Source organism: Calothrix sp. 336/3 (assembly GCF_000734895.2).
In the GTDB taxonomy this organism is placed as follows: Bacteria; Cyanobacteriota; Cyanobacteriia; order Cyanobacteriales; family Nostocaceae; genus 336-3.
The window spans coordinates 4,632,897-4,652,433 of the sequence record NZ_CP011382.1 but is presented as its reverse complement, the minus strand read 5'-3'; the positions used below and the strand labels follow the sequence as shown (position 1 = coordinate 4,652,433).

The 19,537-nt window shown below is 43.1% G+C and carries 14 protein-coding genes and 1 riboswitch; of the genes, 13 read left to right on the top strand and 1 reads right to left on the bottom strand.

Annotated elements, in window-relative coordinates:
* Positions 1 to 31 precede the first annotated feature (31 nt).
* Positions 32 to 184, top strand: a riboswitch (cobalamin riboswitch).
* 25 nt (positions 185 to 209) lie between these two features.
* Genes IJ00_RS19295 through IJ00_RS19280 form a run of 4 tightly spaced genes read left to right on the top strand, consistent with a single transcriptional unit; the run spans position 210 to position 2,889 of the window.
* Positions 210 to 989 carry an energy-coupling factor ABC transporter permease gene (locus IJ00_RS19295; RefSeq protein WP_035155692.1) on the top strand — a complete coding sequence of 260 codons (780 nt, stop codon included), beginning with the start codon at positions 210 to 212 and terminating at the stop codon, positions 987 to 989.
* Positions 976 to 1,278 carry an energy-coupling factor ABC transporter substrate-binding protein gene (locus IJ00_RS19290; RefSeq protein WP_035155690.1) on the top strand — a complete coding sequence of 101 codons (303 nt, stop codon included), beginning with the start codon at positions 976 to 978 and terminating at the stop codon, positions 1,276 to 1,278. The genes IJ00_RS19295 and IJ00_RS19290 overlap by 14 nt, the downstream gene beginning before the upstream one ends.
* Positions 1,275 to 2,081 carry a cobalt ECF transporter T component CbiQ gene (gene cbiQ, locus IJ00_RS19285; protein WP_035155688.1) on the top strand — a complete coding sequence of 269 codons (807 nt, stop codon included), beginning with the start codon at positions 1,275 to 1,277 and terminating at the stop codon, positions 2,079 to 2,081. Before IJ00_RS19290 ends, cbiQ begins: the two co-directional genes overlap by 4 nt.
* Positions 2,056 to 2,889 carry an energy-coupling factor ABC transporter ATP-binding protein gene (locus IJ00_RS19280; protein ID WP_035155685.1) on the top strand — a complete coding sequence of 278 codons (834 nt, stop codon included), beginning with the start codon at positions 2,056 to 2,058 and terminating at the stop codon, positions 2,887 to 2,889. Before cbiQ ends, IJ00_RS19280 begins: the two co-directional genes overlap by 26 nt.
* Before the next feature lie 281 nt (positions 2,890 to 3,170).
* On the opposite strand, the gene IJ00_RS19275 is transcribed toward IJ00_RS19280, so the two are convergent.
* Positions 3,171 to 7,847, bottom strand: a complete 4,677-nt coding sequence (locus IJ00_RS19275; RefSeq protein ID WP_035155682.1) for a glutamate synthase-related protein — start codon at positions 7,845 to 7,847, stop codon at positions 3,171 to 3,173.
* 1,575 nt (positions 7,848 to 9,422) lie between these two features.
* Between IJ00_RS19275 and IJ00_RS19270 the strand changes: the two genes are divergently transcribed.
* The 9 genes from IJ00_RS19270 to IJ00_RS19230 all read left to right on the top strand — a co-directional run bounded on the left by IJ00_RS19270 (position 9,423) and on the right by IJ00_RS19230 (position 19,473).
* Complete coding sequence (locus IJ00_RS19270) at positions 9,423 to 11,411, top strand: phosphodiester glycosidase family protein (RefSeq protein ID WP_082127359.1); 1,989 nt, start codon at positions 9,423 to 9,425, stop codon at positions 11,409 to 11,411.
* Between the two features lie 270 nt (positions 11,412 to 11,681).
* The gene (locus IJ00_RS19265; protein ID WP_035155680.1) at positions 11,682 to 12,113 is read left to right on the top strand and encodes a phosphomannose isomerase type II C-terminal cupin domain; all 432 of its coding nucleotides are present in this window, start codon (positions 11,682 to 11,684) and stop codon (positions 12,111 to 12,113) included.
* 104 nt (positions 12,114 to 12,217) lie between these two features.
* On the top strand, positions 12,218 to 12,544 hold the full coding sequence (locus IJ00_RS19260; RefSeq protein ID WP_035155678.1) for an iron-sulfur cluster assembly accessory protein: 327 nt from the start codon (positions 12,218 to 12,220) through the stop codon (positions 12,542 to 12,544).
* A 216-nt stretch (positions 12,545 to 12,760) separates the two neighbouring features.
* Positions 12,761 to 13,132 carry a 30S ribosomal protein S12 gene (gene rpsL / locus IJ00_RS19255; RefSeq protein ID WP_035155675.1) on the top strand — a complete coding sequence of 124 codons (372 nt, stop codon included), beginning with the start codon at positions 12,761 to 12,763 and terminating at the stop codon, positions 13,130 to 13,132.
* A gap of 699 nt (positions 13,133 to 13,831) precedes the next feature.
* Positions 13,832 to 14,302, top strand: coding sequence for a 30S ribosomal protein S7 (rpsG, locus tag IJ00_RS19250; protein ID WP_035155672.1), 471 nt, complete (start codon positions 13,832 to 13,834; stop codon positions 14,300 to 14,302).
* 166 nt (positions 14,303 to 14,468) lie between these two features.
* The gene (gene fusA, locus IJ00_RS19245; RefSeq protein WP_035155667.1) at positions 14,469 to 16,547 is read left to right on the top strand and encodes an elongation factor G; all 2,079 of its coding nucleotides are present in this window, start codon (positions 14,469 to 14,471) and stop codon (positions 16,545 to 16,547) included.
* A 23-nt stretch (positions 16,548 to 16,570) separates the two neighbouring features.
* On the top strand, positions 16,571 to 17,800 hold the full coding sequence (gene tuf / locus IJ00_RS19240; RefSeq protein ID WP_035155665.1) for an elongation factor Tu: 1,230 nt from the start codon (positions 16,571 to 16,573) through the stop codon (positions 17,798 to 17,800).
* Between the two features lie 468 nt (positions 17,801 to 18,268).
* The gene (gene rpsJ / locus IJ00_RS19235) at positions 18,269 to 18,586 is read left to right on the top strand and encodes a 30S ribosomal protein S10 (protein WP_008232935.1); all 318 of its coding nucleotides are present in this window, start codon (positions 18,269 to 18,271) and stop codon (positions 18,584 to 18,586) included.
* A 236-nt stretch (positions 18,587 to 18,822) separates the two neighbouring features.
* Positions 18,823 to 19,473 (top strand): LON peptidase substrate-binding domain-containing protein, encoded by a 651-nt coding sequence (locus IJ00_RS19230; RefSeq protein WP_035155662.1) that lies wholly within the window; start codon positions 18,823 to 18,825, stop codon positions 19,471 to 19,473.
* Positions 19,474 to 19,537 lie beyond the last annotated feature (64 nt).

The window sequence follows — 19,537 nt, the reverse complement described above, 5'->3', positions numbered from 1 at the left end:
CAGCTGTAGATAGCTATAGTGTTGAGTAACTATTTAATCGGTTCTGATGGGTGGTACTTATGGTTAACACCAAACCATCCTATTGGACGCAAGGGGGAAAGTCCGGTGCAAATCCGGCGCTGTCCCGCAACTGTGAACCAAAATTGGGTGAGTCAGGATGCCCGCCGATGAGGATAAATTAGTTTACATAAATCTGCGAGGTACAGATTATGAACAGAAAAAAACAGGCTTTATTCAGTCTGATACTGATAGGAGTTATCAGTTTTTATCTAGTAGTTGGTTTACCCCAACCCGCCTATGCTATGCACATTATGGAAGGTTTTTTACCAGTGCAGTGGGCGATTTTTTGGTGGATTGTGGCATTACCATTTTTTATCCTAGGCTTGCGTAGTCTGACTCGCATCACCCAAGTTAATCCCCAACTAAAATTACTACTCGGTTTGGCTGGTGCTTTTACTTTTGTGCTGTCAGCCTTGAAAATTCCTTCCGTTACAGGTAGCTGTTCCCATCCTACAGGAACGGGGTTAGGTGCGGTACTGTTTGGTCCCCTAACTATGTCGGTTTTGGGTACTTTAGTATTGTTGTTCCAAACTTTGTTACTGGCACATGGTGGCTTGACAACCCTCGGCGCAAATGCATTTTCCATGGCGATCGCCGGACCATTTATGGCTTACTGGATATATAATTTGACAATTAAGTTGGGTGGGAAACAACGCATCGCTATATTTCTCGCAGCCGCGATCGCTGATTTACTCACCTACATTATCACTTCTATTCAACTTGCCCTCGCTTTCCCTGCATCGGTTGGCGGGTTTATCGCTTCCTTTAGCAAGTTCGCCGGAATTTTTGCCATCACTCAAGTTCCCTTAGCAATTAGTGAAGGATTGCTGACTGTATTGGTATGGAACTGGTTGCAATCTTATAATCCTCAAGAATTAGAATTATTAAAGTTAATTAAACAGGAAAACCCAGGAAATGAATCAGTCTAAACAAGGGTTAAGTAACTGGTTATTAGTAGCAGCTGTCTTAGCTTTAGCAGTTGCACCATTAATCTTTGTCCGTGGTGGAGAATTTGGCGGTTCTGATGACAAAGCCAAACAAGCAATTAGTGAAATACAGCCAGAATATAAACCTTGGTTTCAATCATTTTTTGAACCAGCTAGCGCGGAAATTGCCAGCCTCTTATTTGCTTCCCAAGCAGCTCTAGGTGCGGGCTTTGTCGGCTATGCTATTGGGTTATATAAAGGGCGTTGCCAACAAAAAAAACGTGAAGAATGAGCTTGCAACTAGACACTTTAGCTTATACGAATCGGCTACGAAAGTTGCCACCAGAACATAAACTGATTTTTGCATTGACAACCCTTGCAATTTCCCTGGCTAGCCATCCACTAGTACAAATTTTGATGGCGATTTGGATGGGTATTTGGACAGTTATTTATGCCAGGATTCCGGCTGGTATTTATTTTCGCTTGTTAATGTTCACCATATTTTTTTGTTTGACCAGTTTACCAGCTTTAATGGTGAATGGAGTTGCTTTAGCTGATTTCCAAAACGTTAAATTAGACTCGTACTATGGACTCACCATCGGCGATTTCTACATTTATCTTAGCCATAGTGGCAGTATCCAAGCATGGGGAATTTTAACCAGAGCCTTAGCATCTGTTTCTTGCTTATATTTTATGATGCTAACTATCCCTTTCACGGAAATATTACAAACTCTGCGTTACTTGCGATTTCCTGTGCTTGTAACTGATTTACTGCTACTTATGTATCGATTTATTTTCATCTTGTTAAACACCGTTAATGAATTATTAACAGCACAAAATTCTCGTGGTGGCTACCGTACCTGGCATCATGGAATGAACAGTTTAGCATTATTAATAGGGCAACTATTACAGCGAACTTTACAACAATATAGTCAATTTTCCCTGGGACTGGAAGCAAGGGGTTTTGCAGGAGAATTTCGAGTTTGGCATCCTCGTCGTTATCATCCCCAAGCACGCTATATCATCGAAGCAATTTGCGGCTGTCTAGGATTAATCGGATTGGAAATTTGTGCAGGAATATTTACTCGAATTTGAACAGGTATATTACACCTATCCCGGCGCACAGGAATCAGCCTTAAATGGGCTAACATTGAAGATTCCATCAGGGAAAAAATGTGCTTTAATTGGTCAGAATGGTTGCGGAAAAACCACGCTATTCTTATTAGCCAATGGTCTTTACAAACCCGATTCTGGTATTGTCAGTTGGCGTGGTGAAATGCTAAATTACAATCGTCATTACCTGAGTAATTTACGACAACAAGTAGGTCTAGTATTTCAAGACCCAGAACAACAATTAGTCGCCTCTACTGTTGAAGAAGATATATCCTATGGTTTGTGTAATTTGGATTTACCAGAACCAGAAATTAAACATCGAGTAGAGCAAGCACTAGTAGAATTTGAACTAACTACTTTAGCCGAAAGACCTGTACATCACCTAAGTTTAGGGCAAAAAAAACGAGTTTCCATCGCTGATGTCATGGTCTTAGAACCCAAGCTCTTGGTATTAGATGAACCAACTGCCTATTTAGATATAAAACATACTCGTAAATTGATAGCAACTTTAAAAAAAATCCATCAAGATGGAACCACTTTGTTGATGGCAACCCATGATTTGGATTTAGTTTATCGTTGGGCAGATTGGGTATTTGTGATGGATAAGGGACGTTTAATAGTAGAAGGAAAGCCAGAAGATGTATTCAGCCAACGCACATTGTTATCAGAGTTAGAACTGGGTGTACCGTTAATATATGAGATGTTATGTGATGGACTATCTGGTGAGGAAGAGATAGTTAAGCAAAGAGTACAACAGAAAATACTAGAGCTATTTCACAATTTTTCCTGACTATACAGCAATTAGTAAGTAAGTCGGTGAGAATAAACCTAACTATGTAACAGATTGTAAAATCGTCAAAACCGTTGCGATTGCTAGAGCCTACGGCACGCTACGCGAACATTCCACTTCGTTTCATTCGCAATGACATAGCGTGAATTATTTAAGCCGTTCTACTTATCATCCATAATAATTTTTGATTTAGGGTGATATTTCCCGACAAAAAAATTAAGAGGAGACGCAAATTATCACGTCCCCTCTCTATATATCGGTAAATTACCTAGATGGATAAATTACACAGGACTAAGTTCCTTAGTTTCCTGAAGACTTGCTGCGGGGTTCTCCGCTTCCGAGGGGGGGACAAGTTGCCAGAATTGGGGTAGGTAGGTAGACCAATTGTCCAAAATTCGTTTCGCTTTGGCAGAACCAGTGCGATCGCAGTGATTTTGAATTAACTCCCGTAACTGCTGTTCTCCTCCAGGGGTGGTAACCCGTTGCATCTTAACGATTTCTTGGTTCACCATTTCGGGGAAATTTCCAACTTCATCGAGGAAGTATGCTAATCCTCCAGTCATCCCTGCACCGACGTTACGTCCCACCTTACCGAGAACCACAATAGTTCCCCCGGTCATGTATTCACAACAGTGATCACCTGCACCCTCAATCACGGCAGTTCCCTTGGAATTACGCACGGCAAAACGTTCCCCGGCAATTCCGTTGGCAAACAACATTCCTCCTGTGGCTCCATAGAGGCAAGTATTACCAACAATTACGTTTTGTGAGGGGTCAAAATTGCTGGTGACTGGGGGTTTAATGATGATTTCTCCACCATTCATCCCCTTACCGACATAGTCATTGGCTTCTCCTTCCAGGGTGAGAATCATTCCTGGCAAGTTGAAAGCACCAAAGCTTTGTCCCACACTTCCCCAGAAGTTGAGGTTAATTTGTCCACCAAAACCATGATCACCATACTTCGCAGCGATCGCCCCGGATAATCTCGCTCCCACGGTACGGTCAGTATTCACAACCTTAACTGCTTTGGTGGCAGTGGATTGATTCTGAATCGCTGTTTGGATATCTTTATCTGCCAGTAAGGTATCATCCAACACCGCACCATTGCTATGAACGGTTTCATGAACTAACCAACTACGGTCGGTTCGAGTATCAGGTAACTTCAACAGACAATCGAGGTTGAGGGCGTTAGTTTTCGCCAGGTTGACCCCTGGTCGCAGAGTTAACATATCTGCCCGTCCCACTACTTCAGCTATGGAACGATAACCTAAACGAGCTAGCAAACCACGCACTTCTTCAGCAATGAAACAGAAGAAATTCACAACATGTTCAGGAATACCTGTAAACCGTTTGCGTAATTCTTCCCGTTGGGAAGCCACACCGACAGGACAACTGTTGGTATGACAAATCCGCGCCATAATGCAACCTTCAGCAATCATGGCAATGGAACCGAAACCAAATTCCTCTGCTCCCATTAACGCACCCATGAGAACATCCCAACCGCTCTTAATACCACCGTCTACCCGGAGAATCACGCGATCGCGGAGTTTATTTTGTAGCAAGACTCGGTGTACCTCTGTCAAACCGAGTTCCCACGGAGAGCCAGCGTGTTTAATCGAACTGAGGGGAGATGCTCCGGTGCCGCCATCATGTCCCGAAACCTGGATAATGTCGGCGTTGGCTTTGGCTACCCCAGCAGCAATCGTACCAATACCAATTTCTGCCACCAGTTTGACGGATACCTGTGCCTGGGGATTAATTTGATGAAGGTCAAAGATTAACTGCGCTAAGTCTTCGATGGAGTAAATGTCGTGGTGGGGTGGGGGAGAAATCAAGGTGACACCGGGTTTTGACCGCCGCAACATGGCGATGTAGGGACTAACTTTGGCTCCTGGTAATTGTCCCCCTTCTCCGGGTTTAGCTCCCTGGGCAATCTTGATTTCAATTTGTTGGGCACTCATCAGGTACTCTGGAGTCACCCCAAAACGCCCGGATGCTACTTGCTTGATGGCACTTTTGGCTGTGTCACCGTTCCGCAAACCCTTGAGGTGGGGCAGGGTGGGGGAGTAACCAGAGGCATCGACATCTGTCAAGGTTTCATAACGTACGGGGTCTTCTCCTCCTTCCCCGGAGTTGGATTTTCCACCGATCCGATTCATGGCGATCGCCAGGGTTTCATGGGCTTCCCGTGACAATGCACCCAGGGACATACCACCCGTACAGAAGCGTTTGAGGATATCTCCTACGGATTCTACCTGTTCTAGGGGGATGGGTTGGCGATCGCTATGGAAATCGAGTAAATCCCGCAGAGCTGTGACAGGTCTACCTTGGAGGTATTGTTTATAAACGCTGTAATGGTCATAATCTTTCCCTGCCACTGCTTTATGGAGAGATTTTGCCATTTCTGGGCTGTTCATGTGGTATTCACCACCGGGGCGATAATTCACAAAGCCCAAGTTTTGCAGTTTTTTCGCAGTTAATTCTGGGAAGGCTTTGCAATGGAAAGAGAGAACTTCCTGAGCCAATTCTGTGATGCTCAAGCCACCAATGCGGGAAGCGGTTCCTCGGAAACCCAACTCTAGTAAGTCTGCACCAATGCCAATGGCTTCAAAAATTTGTGCCCCTTGGTAACTGGCTAACAGGGAAATTCCCATTTTGGAGAGAATTTTCAGTAATCCGGCTTCTACAGCTTTTTTATAGTTGGCGATCGCCCCATCCAGGGTGACGGGTTTAATCTTGCCCCGTTCCATGAATTGCTGCGTCTTGGGATCTATCCACCAATCACGGATGGTATCCAGTGCCATGTAAGGACAAATTGCCCCAGCACCGTATCCAATTAAACAAGCGAAGTGGTGAGTACTCCAGCATTGTGCCGTATTCACAACTAAGGATGCGCGCATCCGTAAACCTTCGCGAATCAGGTGGTGGTGAACTGCACCCACTGCTAACAGGGGAGGAATATAAGTATATTCCGTACTCAAGCCGTCAGTAGATTTATCACTCAGTACAAGAATCTTCGCCCCAGAGCGTACAGCCTCGGCAGCAGCAGCTTGCAGTTTCCCGACAGCGATTTGCAAACCTTTCGCAGCGTCAACTTCCCCACTATCTGTCGTCGCAATTGCAAACAGGGTTGATAATTCTACAGTTTTGAAACTCGATGTCTTAATTGCTTCTAATTGGACTTCGGTAATGACTGGAGATTCTAATTTCAAGCGCCGAGCATATTCCGGCTGGGGTTGCAGTAAATTCCCTCTCTCGCCCAATTCTACCTTCAAAGACATGACTAAACTTTCCCGCAGGGGGTCGATCGCCGGGTTTGTCACCTGGGCAAATCGCTGTTTGAAATAGTCGTAGAGGAGGTGGGGTTTCTCTGAAAGTACAGCCAGGGGAATATCATCACCCATACAAAATGTCGGTTCCTTGCCATCCGCCGCCATGGGCTGGATAATCATTTCTACATCTTCAGTGTTGTAACCAAAGGCGAGCTGTTGACGTAGTAAGGACTGTCTTTCAGGAATGGCTACCTTGCCGTTACCGTTACCATTACTGAGGGAATTCTCAGTCAGGGAAGTTAGATCTTGACGATACTCCTGTAACCACTGCCCATAGGGATTTTTCTTGGCAATACGCTGCTTAATTTCCCAATTTTTCAGAACTTCTTCCGTTTCCAAATCTACGGCAATCATTTGCCCTGGTCCAAGTCTTCCCTTCTCTAAGATATTCTCTTCTGGGAAATTGACTACACCCGCTTCAGAACCAACAACAATGTAATCATCCTTGGTAATGCAGTAACGCGCAGGTCGTAAACCGTTCCGATCTAATGTTGCACCAATAGTCCGCCCATCCCCAAATACTAGCAGTGCCGGACCATCCCAAGGTTCTTGCAAACCACTGTAGTATTCATAGAAATCTACAATCTCCGGATATTGGTTTAATTCTGGCTGGTTGCGATAGGCTTCCGGAACCATGATCATCAGAGCTTCCAGGGGACTTCTACCTGAACGCACCAACAACTCACACACGTTATCTAAGGTTGCTGAGTCACTATTATTCAGTTGTACAAAGGGTTTGAGTTCAGCAAGGCGATTGTTCCAAATTGGATGATCTAAGGTTGCTTCCCGTGCCATCATCCAATTAATATTACCCAGCAGGGTATTAATTTCACCATTGTGCCCTAATAAACGCATTGGCTGCGCTAGGGGCCATTTTGGCATGGTATTGGTACTGAAACGCCGATGATAAACTGCGAAGTTGCTTTGATAAATTGGGTTTTGCAAATCTAGGTAAAATTCCCCTAAGATTGCCGATCGCACCATACCTTTATAGACAATTGTGCGGTTAGATAGGGAACAAACATAGAAATCTTGTGAAATTTCGTCCACGGCTTTGACAATTCTTCGCCGTGCAACGTATAACTGTCTTTCTAATTCATCACCGCTATAATTTTCTGAGACTAGAAATACTTGTTCAATCTGAGGTTGATTTTCCCGGGCTTGTACACCCAAAACTTCCGGTTTTACTGGAACTACGCGCCAGCCCAGTACGCTTAATTTTTCCTCTGCTGCAACTTTCTCAAAAACAGTTTTAACTTTTGCCGCTAATGCCCCATCCTGGGGTAAAAATATCATCCCAACGGCAATTCTATTTTGATCTCCTAAGGTAATTCCTGATTTGGGCAATTCTGCTTGTAGTAAGTCCCAAGGGATAGCTGTCAGGATACCCGCTCCGTCTCCCGAATCTTGATCTGCGCTACAACCACCCCGATGCTCTAAACAGGTTAAAGCAGTTAAAGCTTGATTCACGATTTCATGACTAGCTTGACGACGGCGATGGGCGATAAAACCAACACCACAAGCATCTCTTTCTTCTACTAACCATTTTTGTCCTTCGTAGCCGCACCTTGAGGGATTCTCTGTTGTTGCCATTGCTTGTTCTTGATTCATCGATTCGTTATCCATATACTATCCCTGACATTTTGAGTTACAAATTTTGCCACTATTTTGTGAGAGTAGTTTGCTAAATTCCCCGAAGAATAACCATAGAATTGCCGAAAATATGGGTAAATTGGGAAAAAAAATTAACGCATGGCGATCGCTAGAATAATACCTGTGTTAAAATTTTTGCTTTATTTTTGGTGTATATGCGGACTTTAAGGATATGAAGTTTGTCAAGGCGGTTTTGACATAATTCAAAGCCAACTACTCAGTATTTTGATTTTTTGGGCAAAAAAACTTACAGGTAAAATCGACATGATTTACCCTATACCAAACTTGCAACAAAAGAAGACACTACTTCTACTGGCAAAACCGTCCTGATTCAGGCACAAAATCAGAGTATTACACTATATACCCATTTGACAATTCCTACGTCTGTTGATTAATCCTCTAGATTCTTACTGACATCCTCATTTCGTCTGCTCTGGAAACCGTATTCCTTCTGCGGAAATCCTCCGTGAGGATTAACTATTCTAATGCAAAATTGTCACTTCATGTTGATTTTGTGAATAATTCTCTGTACACCATGGTTTCGCGTATTCACTAAAAACCGATATTTTGAGATGGGGAATTAGTCAGTTTTAAATCAGATATTAGAACACCGAATATCACATTTTCATGACAAAGTCCAATTTAATCGGCTAGTTTCAGAGAAAATGTGTATCTTTATAAACTTTAAGACCGTATAAACACTCCTTTGTGAAGTCTTTAGGCAAAAAATCTGATTTCCCCCTAGGGATATAAACTTGGGATTCAGTTGGTAAAAGCTCTGTCAAAGATTTTGTATTGACTGAACACTAGCCAACATTTCTAAGTTAGGGGCGAGAAAATCAAAAATTCCAGAATCTAGGTGTGTAAAAAGTGCGACTGTGTTCCTATCAAGGGGGTTGCACCATACCTTCCCTGATGATTGGATTTTTTTGTTTCCTCAGTATTGCCCAAGTCCTAAGATAATTGAGTATAGCCAGTTGAGAATTCTAATTAATTGATAATATTGTGTAGCTTAAGCTACATTTTTTTGGGATTTTCCGAGGAGTTTAATTCGACTAAATTCTGGTATAAAAACATAAAAGCCAAGAATGGGGAACTAGGTACAAATAAATCAATCAATATTTTAAATATTTCAGTCACTTGTGCCTGTAATACTAAATTACACAATTGGGTAAATCATGACTCAGACAGCAGTCTTCTCATTTTACCTTGTAATCTCAATTGACAGAATCAATTTGATAGATAGATTTCGCCAAATATACCCCAGTCAGCTTTTCTCAATCCAGATTGACAAGTTCTAAGAAAATCCTATTCCCTAGCACAACAGCACTCAAAGGTCGAAATTCAGAAGCTTTTTACAGTTTTTGACTAATGGCAATAGGTGCTTGCTTTGTGCTGTCCTTTAGTACTATTTTTTCAGATTTATTTGGATAAGAGGGAAAATGGGCAAGTTACTAGCTGTACTGATTATTTTCGCACAAAAATAATTCCCTCAAACTCGATAGTCTGGACAAATCCTGTAGTCACTCTGCTATTTAGATAAACATTATGGTAATAACACTGAAGAATTGGCAGCAATTCGCTACTCATCTGATGATTCTATCCTTAGTTCTGACTATCTTCGGTATTAAAAGTGCTACTGTCCCAACGTCAGCACAATCGATAGTTAAGAATAGACAAGTATCACAACTACCTACCCATAGAACGGGTCAAACTTCTGGTAATCAAATTTCTCTGAATGGTCGTATTTTAACTGCTGCTTGGCTCCAGCAACGTACTAATGGCTTGATTACCACCCATCTCAGCGATGCTACATTGCGGCAGATATTTGGTGTCGATTTACTCAACACAAATAATCCCCAACGTCAACCAATACAGTGGTATTACCCTCTCAGCCAAACACCAATCCTCACTGCTAAGTTATTGAGGGGATATCGTTACTTAGATATTACTGACTTTGCTCAGGATGCAGGATGGCAACTGCAAGTATCAGGTAATACTCTTATCATCACAACACAAAGCACGCGCATTACTGATATTCAGGAGAATCAAGGAACTTTTGGGCAAAGCATCAGTGTGAATTTAGATAATCCTGCTCCCTGGCAAATAATTCAGGGTTTACCCATTGCCAAAAATCAACCTCAGATACCTCCTGATGATCCTGACAATCCTATTCCTAAACCCAATAATCAAGCCAAGCCAACAAATCGAGAGTGGACAATTACTATTGATGGTATAGCGGATACGACAATTATTCAAAGATACCAGCCTGAACCTTTACCCAATCTGCTGAAGCAATTATTACCGGGTGATTCTACAAATCCTATAGCCGTAGAGCCACTGATTACAAAGGTCGAAATAGTTAACAATCAGACTGTAATTAAGCTAAGCGTACCCTTTAACTTAGCTCCGTCAGTAGCAACAACGGCTAGCCCTCACCGTTTAATAATTAATGTGCGTCCGGATGCTTTAGTTCCCCGTGATATCACTTGGGCTGAGGGAATTCGTTGGCGACAACAATATATTATTTTAGGGCAAGAACGCTTTCCAGTCATTTGGCTAGAAATTAATTCCCGAACCCCAGGGTTGCAAATTAAACCGATTGTACCTAATTCTCAAACCATGGAGGGCACAGCACCCTTAATGCAAATTGCTCAAAATAATTTGGCATACGCAGCTATTAATGGTGGTTTTTTTAACCGTAATAATCGTTTACCCTTGGGAGCAATTCGTCGGGATGGACGGTGGTTATCTAGCCCAATTCTGAATCGAGGGGCGATCGCCTGGGATAATTCTGGTAAATTTGCTGTGGCTCGTCTCAGCGCACCGGAAACCCTAATTACAGAAAATAATCAACGTTTGCCAATTTTATTTTTCAATAGTGGTTACGTACAAAGTGGTATTGCTCGTTACACTTCTGCCTGGGGCGATCGCTACACACCCTTAACAGATAATGAAATTGTACTAGTTGTAGAAAACAATCAAATTACAAATCAAATCGAAGTTGCGAAGGTTGGCAAAACCCCCATTTCTATCCCCCTCCAAGGTTATCTCCTTGCTCTACGTGCAGGTGCTATCAGTAATATCTCTGCCTTAAACCTAGGTAGTAAAGTCAGAATCATTACAGACACTTTCCCCCAGGAATTTAATCTCTATTCCCAAATCCTTGGTGCCGGTCCCCTACTGATTCAGAATAATCGTATCGTTCTTGACGCAACAGCCGAAAAATTCAGCAACGCCTTTGTGACTCAAAAAGCTGTTCGTAGTGCGATTTGTCACACTAACACTGGAAATTTAATTTTAGCAGCTGTGCAAAACCGCGTTGGAGGTTCTGGAGCAACCCTTACAGAACATGCTCAATTAATGCAACAGATGGGATGTGTGAATGCTCTCAACCTAGACGGAGGTAGTTCCACTAGTCTCTACCTAGGGGGGCAACTGCTTGACCGTTCGCCCAATACCGCAGCCCGTGTTCATAATGGGATTGGTATATTTCTGGAAACACCCACCACCAAAAGGAAGTCGAAAAAACCCTGAGTCAATCCTTATTGAATTAGGGAATGGTGATTAATTCCCACCCCATACCTAAATTTAAAGCTAGTTAGAAGCTAATACCCTAATTTATAAAGACTTGATGTAGATACTGCTATTGCGGTAGTCATCAATTACACCGAAAAGACAGCTTTTGCTATGTTTGGCAAAGGTAGAGCAGATTGGCGATTTTTACGGTTGCAATATAGCGCCTACATTTTCCATCAATGGTAAAGAGCACAGAAAGTTTGTTTTATCACCAAACGAGGTTATTTTATGGCTCAATATCAAGAAACCACATCAACTCCAGTATTACCCTTACCCCCCAGTGTCACCCCTAGAGGTGTTGCAGCAACAGAATTACGTCCTTGGGGTTCTTTCACAATTCTAGAAGAAGGACGTGGGTATAAAATCAAGCGCATTGAAGTTAAACCAGGACATCGCCTGAGTTTACAAATGCATCATCATCGTAGTGAACACTGGATTGTCGTCTCTGGAACTGCCAGAGTTGTTTGTGGCGATCAAGAAATATTACTTGGTAACTATCAGTCTACCTATGTACCGCAATGTACAGCCCATCGTTTAGAGAATCCTGGTGTGATTCCCCTAGTATTGATTGAAGTCCAAAATGGCGAATATTTGGGAGAAGATGATATCATCCGCTATCAAGATGACTATGCTCGGACTGAAAAAAATCAAGATTCTTAAAACGAGATTCTTTTTTTTGCCACCTTCGATTTAAATTATTTTCAGACCCCATCCGTCATCCCAACGCAAGATGGGGTTTTTAGTATGTGATGTAATCTCAAGACATGGTTAAATTAAGTCCAACGGCACAAGAGGAAATTCAACGCTTATTGTCTAAACAACAACAAAAGCCCTGCTTGCGTTTGGCAATTAAGCCTGGAGGCTGTCACGAACTTTACTATGATATGTCCTTTGTGGAAAATCCTGAACCAGGCGATCGCCTCTTTGAATCTCAAAATACACAAATTCTCATCGATGAGCAAAGTTATAGCTATGTCCACGATTTAGTCATTGACTACTCCCAAGATTTAATGGGTGGAGCTTTTCGCTTCCATAACCCCCAGGCAAAAATTACCTGTGGATGCGGCAATTCCTTTTCTGTTGGTCAATAGCCCATCAACCTGAGATTATTTTGATATTTTTGCCAATATATCGCCTTAAATCCCTGATTATCCATCAAAATTCTTCAAAGTCACTTTCTTGCCAAATAATTCCCCATTTTCTTCACTCCAGACAGAAAGAAAAATTAATTGACAGAAAAACATGAACAACGCTACAATCAGGATTTGTTAAAAGTTAGACTTAAGCAGCTGCACGCGCTGTAACCCATGCCAACCATACAGCAACTAATCCGTAAAAAGCGCGAAAGTGCGCGTCAAAAGACGAAATCTCCCGCTCTCAAAGAATGTCCCCAACGTCGGGGCGTTTGCACAAGAGTGTTTACCACCACACCGAAAAAGCCAAACTCAGCACTACGAAAAGTAGCAAGGGTTCGCTTAACATCCGGGTTTGAAGTTACCGCTTACATCCCTGGCATCGGTCACAACCTGCAAGAACATTCCGTAGTGATGATTCGTGGAGGTCGGGTGAAAGACTTACCTGGTGTGAGATACCACATCGTCCGTGGCACATTGGATACAGCCGGAGTCAAAGACCGCAAACAGGGTCGTTCCAAGTATGGAACAAAACGTCCAAAATAATATCTAGTAGCGCTATCCTTAAATTTGTGCAGTGTATTTCAGCAAGAAGGTAAACCTGTGGTAAATTATGAAGTCTCCCTCAGACCTTTGCCTTCAATAACAGAGATGATACTCCCACAAAATTAATAGCGTCACCAAATTCAAAAAGCTAATTTTTTGGATGCGAGATTTATTTATACCCTGTTGTACTAGTAAGATTAATTTCACTCTGATTAATCTTCGACTAGCGTTAGATTGAGCAAAAACACAAAACAAAATGTAAGCAAGCTAGTATTGGCTAAAGCAATCTCAAAGTTTAGTTATTGGAAAAAGGCAATCCATCCAAATTCGCCCTACCACCATAACAAAACAAACTTTTAAGACCCTAGCCTGTTTACATAAATCAAGTTAGAGTGGTGAAGCTTCTACCTGCATTCATTTCTACGGGCGAATGTAGGGTTTTTAAGAAATGTTGTCGGCGACAGAGACATTTTGGAATTGAGAGTAGAGGCACTAGGGAAGCTCCTCTGTACGCTTATTAGCGAAGGGTTAGAGGTACTACCGTTTGCCTTCTCCCGGATGGATGTATTATTGTTGTCGTCTTGTTTGTCTTGGATTAAAGACAGCAAGCTCTTTTTGGTCAGTGTCGTTGTTACAACGGTGAAAATCACTGTCTGATCGGATATAATCCTCGTTGCAAATCCCAACTAAAGGTTAAGTATGTCTCGTCGTGGTGTTGTTCAAAGGCGTCCAGTGCCGCCTGACTCTGTGTATAATAGCCGTCTGATTAGCATGATAATTCGACGCATCATGCGTCACGGCAAAAAATCTATTGCAGCCCGCATAGTTTATGATGCGATGAAAACAATTGAGGAACGCACTGGCAGCGATCCTTTGGAAACATTTGAAAGAGCTGTGCGCAATGCCACACCCCTGGTAGAAGTCAAAGCACGTCGAGTCGGTGGTGCTACTTACCAAGTACCCATGGAAGTTCGCTCTGACCGAGGCACAACTCTGGCATTACGCTGGCTGGTACAATATTCTAGACAACGTTCGGGTAGAACAATGGCAGGGAAGTTAGCCAATGAGCTAATGGATGCTGCTAATGAAAGCGGTAGTGCGATTCGTAAGCGGGAAGAAACACACCGGATGGCGGAAGCAAATAAAGCATTTGCCCATTATCGTTACTAGTTCCCAGACGCGCCCCGACGAAACAGTCCACAGCAAATCATTGGCGCGTCTGATTGGGAAATATATCCTGTAGCTGCTAGAAAAAGACGGTTGACCGTAAAAGTATAGAATCTTAACAAAGTGTAATATACAAGATATCATGAGGCGAAATGTATAGGAGGCAGCTGTGGCACGTACTAACCCGCTAGAGAGAGTACGCAATATCGGTATTGCGGCGCATATAGATGCGGGCAAAACAACAACTACAGAGAGAATATTATTTTACTCTGGTGTAGTTCATAAAATTGGTGAAGTTCACGAAGGAACAGCCGTAACCGACTGGATGGAACAGGAGCGGGAGCGGGGTATCACCATTACTGCGGCAGCAATCAGTACCAGTTGGAGAGATCACCAAATTAACATTATTGATACTCCAGGACACGTAGACTTCACTATTGAAGTTGAGCGTTCCATGCGGGTATTAGATGGTGTAATCACAGTATTGTGTTCTGTCGGTGGTGTGCAACCACAAACAGAAACCGTCTGGCGACAAGCTGACCGCTATAAAGTGCCACGTTTCGTCTTCGTGAATAAGATGGATCGTACAGGTGCGAATTTTTATAAAGTTTACGAACAAGTACGCGATCGCCTGCGGGCAAATGCAGTTCCTATCCAACTACCCATTGGTGCAGAAAGCGAATTTCTTGGATTGGTAGACTTAGTGCGGATGAAAGCATTTATTTATACCAATGATAAAGGCACGGATATTAAAGAAGAAGATATTCCTGCCGATATGCAAGAGATAGCCCAAGAGTACCGCAGCAAGCTAGTAGAAGCAGTTGCTGAAACTAGTGACGAATTGATGAACAAGTACTTTGAAGGTGAAGAACTCACCGAAGAAGAGGTTCGTGCTGCTTTACGTAAAGGCACTATCACTGGCAGTATTGTCCCCATGCTTTGTGGTTCCGCCTTCAAAAACAAAGGCGTACAGCTGATGTTGGATGCAGTGGTAGATTATTTACCAGCGCCCATTGATGTACCTCCTATCCAAGGAACACTTCCCAATGGGGATGTGGTAGAGCGTCATGCCAATGATTCTGAACCACTAGCAGCCCTTGCGTTCAAGATTATGGCAGACCCCTATGGTCGTCTGACCTTTGTTCGAGTCTATTCGGGTGTTTTGAAGAAGGGCAGTTATGTTCTCAATGCCACGAAAAATAAGAAAGAGCGAATTTCTCGCCTCGTAGTATTGAAAGCAGATGACCGTCAAGACGTAGACGAACTCAGAGCAGGAGATTTAGGGGCAGCAGTAGGGTTAAAAGACACCTTAACAGGTGATACCCTCTGTGATGAAGGTGCCGCAGTCATTTTGGAATCACTATTTATTCCAGAACCCGTAATCTCGGTAGCGGTAGAACCCAAAACCAAGAACGACATGGACAAGCTGTCCAAAGCACTGCAAGCACTTTCGGAAGAAGATCCGACTTTCCGTGTGAATGTCGATCCAGAAACCAACCAAACCGTAATTGCAGGTATGGGTGAGTTGCACCTGGAAATTCTTGTAGACCGGATGTTACGTGAATTCAAGGTAGAAGCAAACGTGGGTGCACCACAGGTAGCTTACCGTGAAACAATTCGTAAAGCCGTCAACAGAATTGAAGGTAAATTTATCCGTCAAAGTGGTGGTAAAGGTCAGTATGGTCACGTTGTGATTGACCTAGCCCCAGGAGAACCAGGAAGCGGATTTGAATTTGTTTCTAAGATTGTCGGTGGTTCTGTACCCAAAGAATATGTAGGTCCAGCAGAAGCCGGCATGAAAGAAAGTTGTGAATCTGGCGTGCTGGCGGGCTATCCTCTGATAGATGTCAAAGCAACTTTAGTTGATGGCTCATATCATGATGTAGACTCTTCAGAAATGGCTTTCAAAATCGCTGGTTCTATGGCGATGAAAGAAGCTGTACTGAAGGCTTCTCCCGTATTGTTGGAACCCATGATGAAAGTCGAGGTGGAAGTTCCCGAAAACTTCCTAGGAGACGTAATGGGTGACCTCAACTCCCGTCGTGGGCAAATTGAAGGGATGGGCTCTGAGCAGGGTCTTGCCAAAGTCACAGCGAAGGTACCACTGGCAGAAATGTTTGGCTACGCCACTGATATTCGGTCAAAGACCCAAGGTCGGGGCATCTTCTCTATGGAGTTTAGCCACTACGAAGAAGTGCCTCGCAACGTAGCTGAGGCGATTATTGCTAAAAGCAAAGGGAACGCTTAGTTAGATAAAGGAAACGAGTATTCATGGCACGCGCAAAGTTTGAAAGGACGAAACCTCACGTAAACATTGGTACTATTGGTCACGTAGACCATGGTAAGACAACATTGACAGCAGCAATCACCATGACTTTGGCTGCGTTGGGTCAGGCTCAAGCAAAAGCCTATGACCAGATTGATGCTGCCCCCGAAGAAAAAGCACGGGGTATTACCATCAACACTGCTCACGTAGAGTATGAAACCACCAATCGTCACTATGCCCACGTGGACTGTCCAGGACACGCTGACTATGTGAAGAACATGATTACTGGTGCTGCTCAAATGGATGGCGGTATCCTAGTGTGTTCTGCTGCTGATGGACCCATGCCCCAAACTCGTGAACACATTCTGTTAGCGAAGCAAGTTGGTGTACCAAGCCTTGTTGTTTTCTTGAACAAAGAAGACATGGTGGATGATGAAGAACTACTGGAACTCGTAGAATTGGAAGTACGTGAACTCCTTTCTAGTTATGATTTCCCTGGTGATGACATCCCCATTATCAAAGGTTCTGGTTTGCAAGCCCTAGAACACATGGCAGCTAATCCCAAAACCCAGCGTGGCGACAACAAGTGGGTAGATAAAATCTACGAACTTATGGATGCTGTAGACGCCTACATTCCCACCCCAGAGCGTGACGTTGACAAACCTTTCTTGATGGCGGTTGAAGACGTTTTCTCCATCTCTGGTCGGGGTACAGTGGCAACTGGACGGATTGAACGTGGTCGAGTCAAGGTTGGGGACAACGTTGAGTTAGTAGGGATTAAAACAACCCGTGCTACCACTGTTACTGGTATCGAGATGTTCAAAAAGAGTCTCGAAGAAGGGATGGCTGGAGACAATGCGGGTGTACTCCTGCGTGGTCTAAAGAAAGAAGATATTGAACGGGGAATGGTATTAGCTAAACCCGGTTCTATTACTCCTCATACCGAATTTGAAGGTGAAGTTTACGTTTTAACAGAGAAAGAAGGTGGTCGGAAGACTCCTTTCTTCTCTGGATATCGTCCTCAGTTCTATGTGCGGACAACTGATGTTACCGGTACCATTAAAAGCTTTACTGCTGATGACGGTAGTGCCGCAGAAATGGTCATGCCCGGAGACCGGATTAAGATGACAGTAGAATTGATTAACGCGATCGCTATTGAGCAAGGTATGCGCTTTGCGATTCGTGAAGGTGGTCGCACCATCGGTGCCGGTGTTGTCTCGAAAATTTTGAAGTAACACCTGGCAACTTTAACAATTAATTGAAGAGCAGAGATGGTATAATTCCACTCTGCTCTTTTCACTGAAGCTTCGACATCCAACAAAGAAGTTATAGCGATTGGGAATCGAAAATTTGCTCCTGTAAAGCATTTGCAATGATTCAAGTTTAATTGTTTCATCTGTACTCAGAATGTTTTCCATTGTGGTTGCAAAAGTCTCAAACGTCAAAGAATTGAAGATAGTGACATAACACAATTCTTGTTTTAGCGATCGCCCTCCGCGATTCCTTGTGAAGCATTGACCACGTGGAGCATCGACCATAGCAGAGTGGCTAATTTTCTTATCACTCTTAACTATTAAACTTCTTGACATCGTTTCAGGGATTAAAGCCTAGAGGCTCAGAATCAGAAACAGGTATTTTGAAATTCTCGCCTCTAACTTCTAATCTTCGCCCCTACAAGTAATCCAGAACCAGGAAAATTTAAGATGGCTACTCTACAACAACAAAAAATCAGAATTCGTTTGCAAGCTTTTGACCGTCGTTTACTTGATACCTCCTGTGAGAAGATTGTAGACACTGCAAATCGGACTAATGCCACTGCTATCGGTCCAATTCCTTTACCGACAAAACGTCGGATTTATTGCGTATTGCGATCGCCCCACGTAGATAAAGACTCCCGTGAGCATTTTGAAACCCGCACCCACCGTCGGATTATCGATATCTACCAGCCTTCCTCGAAAACCATTGATGCGTTGATGAAGTTAGACTTGCCATCGGGTGTAGATATTGAGGTGAAGTTGTAATTAGTCAATCGCTATTGCTCAAAGAGAAAATAGGTAAGGGAGTGTGATTAGTTGATTATGACTAATGGATACTACATCTTTGCCTATTGTCTTGTGTTTGAATATTGACATTACCCTGGAGAAATCGAACCCAGGGTTTCCTAATTACTGGGAAACAAAATGATAAGATGGAATTAGCATACGGGAGAAAAGTAAAGAATTACAGATTTTAAAATTAAATTTATACTAAGGTGACAATGGCATCCTCCTCTAAAATTGCTGTTCGTGAACTACCTCTGTTCCCGTTACCGGAAGTAGTTCTATTTCCCACTAGACCACTTCCTCTCCATGTTTTTGAGTTTCGTTACCGAATTATGATGAACACAATTCTGGAGGGCGATCGCAGGTTTGGTGTACTCATGTTCGATCCGGTTCAAGGAACAATTGCCAACATCGGCTGTTGTGCAGAAATCGTCCACCATCAAAAGTTACCAGACGACAGAATCAAAATGTTCACCCTGGGACAACAAAGATTTCGTGTTCTCGAATATGTTCGAGAAAAACCTTACCGTGTCGGTTTAGTAGAGTGGATTGAAGACGAAATACCCACAAAAGATTTATACCCTTTAGCCACGGAAGTAGAGCAGCTATTACGAGATGTTGTCCATCTATCGGCTAAGCTGACAGAGCAGAAAATTGAATTGCCTGAAGACTTGCCAGACTTGCCCACAGAGTTATCCTACTGGGTAGCAAGTAATCTATATGGTGTTCCTCACGAACAACAAGCATTATTAGAACTGCAAGATACAGCCCTGCGTCTAGAGCGAGAGTCGGAAATTCTGACCTCTACCCGTAATCATCTGGCTGCTCGTACTGTCCTCAAAGATACTTTTAATCAAAAGTTGTAAGTATATACTTAAAAGTACTGAGTGATAACTCGATAGCATTCAGTACTCAGTATTGAGCATCCAT